The sequence below is a fragment of the Pseudomonas sp. CG7 genome, assembly GCF_023701885.1.
GTDB classification, from domain to species: domain Bacteria; phylum Pseudomonadota; class Gammaproteobacteria; order Pseudomonadales; family Pseudomonadaceae; genus Aquipseudomonas; species Aquipseudomonas zanjanensis.
The window spans coordinates 1-2,178 of record NZ_JABAEE010000169.1; the positions used below are offsets into that span (position 1 = coordinate 1).

The 2,178-nt window shown below is 64.3% G+C and carries 2 protein-coding genes; both read left to right on the top strand.

Translation table 11 applies throughout. The features are described from left to right. Nucleotides 1-1,965: carbon starvation CstA family protein (locus tag HGO40_RS30385; protein ID WP_250966049.1), on the top strand; the 1,965-nt coding region annotated here is incomplete at its 5' end. Between the two features lie 15 nt (nt 1,966-1,980). Next, a complete protein-coding gene (locus HGO40_RS30390; protein ID WP_003182142.1) occupies nt 1,981-2,178 on the top strand; it encodes a YbdD/YjiX family protein in 198 nt (65 codons plus the stop codon).

Sequence of the window (2,178 nt, forward strand, 5' to 3'; positions counted from 1 at the left end):
ATCAACGCCCTCTGGATCGTCGTCGCCGCCGTGGCCATCTACCTGGTCGCCTACCGCTACTACAGCCTCTTCATCGCCAACAACGTGATGCAACTCGATGCGCGCCGGGCCACCCCCGCCGTGCTCAACAACGATGGCCTGGACTACGTCCCGACCAACAAACACATCCTTTTCGGCCACCACTTCGCAGCCATTGCCGGCGCGGGGCCGTTGGTCGGGCCGGTGCTGGCGGCGCAGATGGGCTACCTGCCCGGCACGCTCTGGCTGATCGCCGGCGTGGTGCTGGCCGGTGCGGTGCAGGACTTCATGGTCCTGTTCCTGTCCACCCGCCGCAACGGTCGCTCCCTGGGCGACATGGTGCGCGAGGAAATGGGCCGTATCCCCGGCACCATCGCGCTGTTCGGCTGCTTCCTGATCATGATCATCATCCTCGCGGTGCTGGCGCTGATCGTGGTCAAGGCCCTGGCCGAGAGCCCGTGGGGCATTTTCACGGTGATGGCGACCATCCCGATCGCGATGTTCATGGGCATCTACATGCGCTACATCCGCCCGGGCCGCATCGGCGAGATCTCGATCATCGGCGTGCTGTTGCTGCTGGGTTCGATCTGGCTGGGCGGGCAGATTGCCGCCGACCCGGTCTGGGCCAAGGCCTTCACCTTCACCGGGATCCAGATCACCTGGATGCTGATCGGCTATGGTTTTGTCGCGGCGGTGCTGCCGGTGTGGCTGATCCTGGCGCCACGGGACTACCTGTCCACGTTCCTCAAGATCGGCACCATCGTCGCCCTGGCGATCGGCATCCTGGTCACCATGCCCGAGCTGAAAATGCCGGCACTGACCCAGTTCACCGACGGCACCGGGCCGGTGTGGAAGGGCGGTCTGTTCCCGTTCCTGTTCATCACCATCGCCTGCGGCGCGGTCTCGGGCTTCCACGCGCTGATCTCCTCGGGCACCACGCCCAAGCTGCTGGACAATGAAACCAACGCCCGCTACATCGGTTACGGCGGCATGCTGATGGAGTCCTTCGTGGCGATCATGGCCATGGTGGCCGCTTCGGTGATCGAACCGGGCGTGTACTTCGCCATGAACAGCCCGGCGGCGATCGTCGGTACTGATGTGGTGGCCGTGGCCCAGACTGTCAGCAGTTGGGGCTTTGCAATCACCCCCGACGCGCTGCAAGCGGTGGCCAAGGACATCGGCGAGACCACCATCCTGGCCCGTGCCGGCGGTGCGCCGACCCTGGCGGTGGGGATCGCGCAGATCCTGCACTCGGTGCTGCCGGGTGAGAACACCATGGCGTTCTGGTACCACTTCGCGATCCTGTTCGAAGCGCTGTTCATCCTCACCGCGGTGGACGCCGGCACCCGTGCCGGGCGGTTCATGCTGCAGGACTTGCTCGGCTCGTTCGTGCCGGCCCTCAAACGCACCGAATCCTGGACCGCCAACCTGATCGCCACCGCCGGCTGCGTGGCGCTGTGGGGTTACTTGTTGTACCAGGGCGTGATCGATCCGCTGGGCGGCATCAACACCTTGTGGCCGCTGTTCGGCATTTCCAACCAGATGCTGGCCGGGATCGCCCTGATGCTCGCCACCGTGGTGCTGATCAAGATGAAGCGCCAGCGCTATGTCTGGGTCACGCTGCTGCCGGCGAGCTGGCTGCTGATCTGCACCACCACCGCGGGCCTGATCAAGCTGTTCGACGCCAACCCGGCGATCGGCTTCCTGGCCCTGGCGCGCAAATACAACGACGCCCTGGCCGCCGGCCAGATCCTGGCCCCGGCCAAGAGCATCGAGCAGATGCAGCACGTGGTGTTCAACGCCTACACCAACGCAACGCTGACGGTGTTGTTCCTGTTCGTGGTCTTCAGCATCCTGTTCTACGCGCTCAAGGTCGGCATCGCCGCCTGGGGCACGAAGGAACGCACGGACAAGGAAGCACCCTTCCAGGCCCTGCCGGACGCTTGATAGAGGATTGCAACGATGTTCAATGACTTGAGTCGCTTGGGTAAATACCTCGGTCAGGCCGCCCGCCTGATGGTCGGCATGCCCGACTACGACAACTACGTCGAGCACATGCAAACCAAGCACCCGGACAAGCCGATGATGGACTATGAGGCGTTCTTCCGGGAACGCCAGGAGGCCCGTTACGGTGGCAAGGGTGGGCCCAAGTGCTGTTGA

What these genes read in the sequence shown, in the direction of transcription:
- HGO40_RS30390 (WP_003182142.1), top strand. Translation starts at nt 1,981, where the DNA reads ATGTTCAATGACTTGAGTCGCTTGGGTAAATACCTCGGTCAGGCCGCC.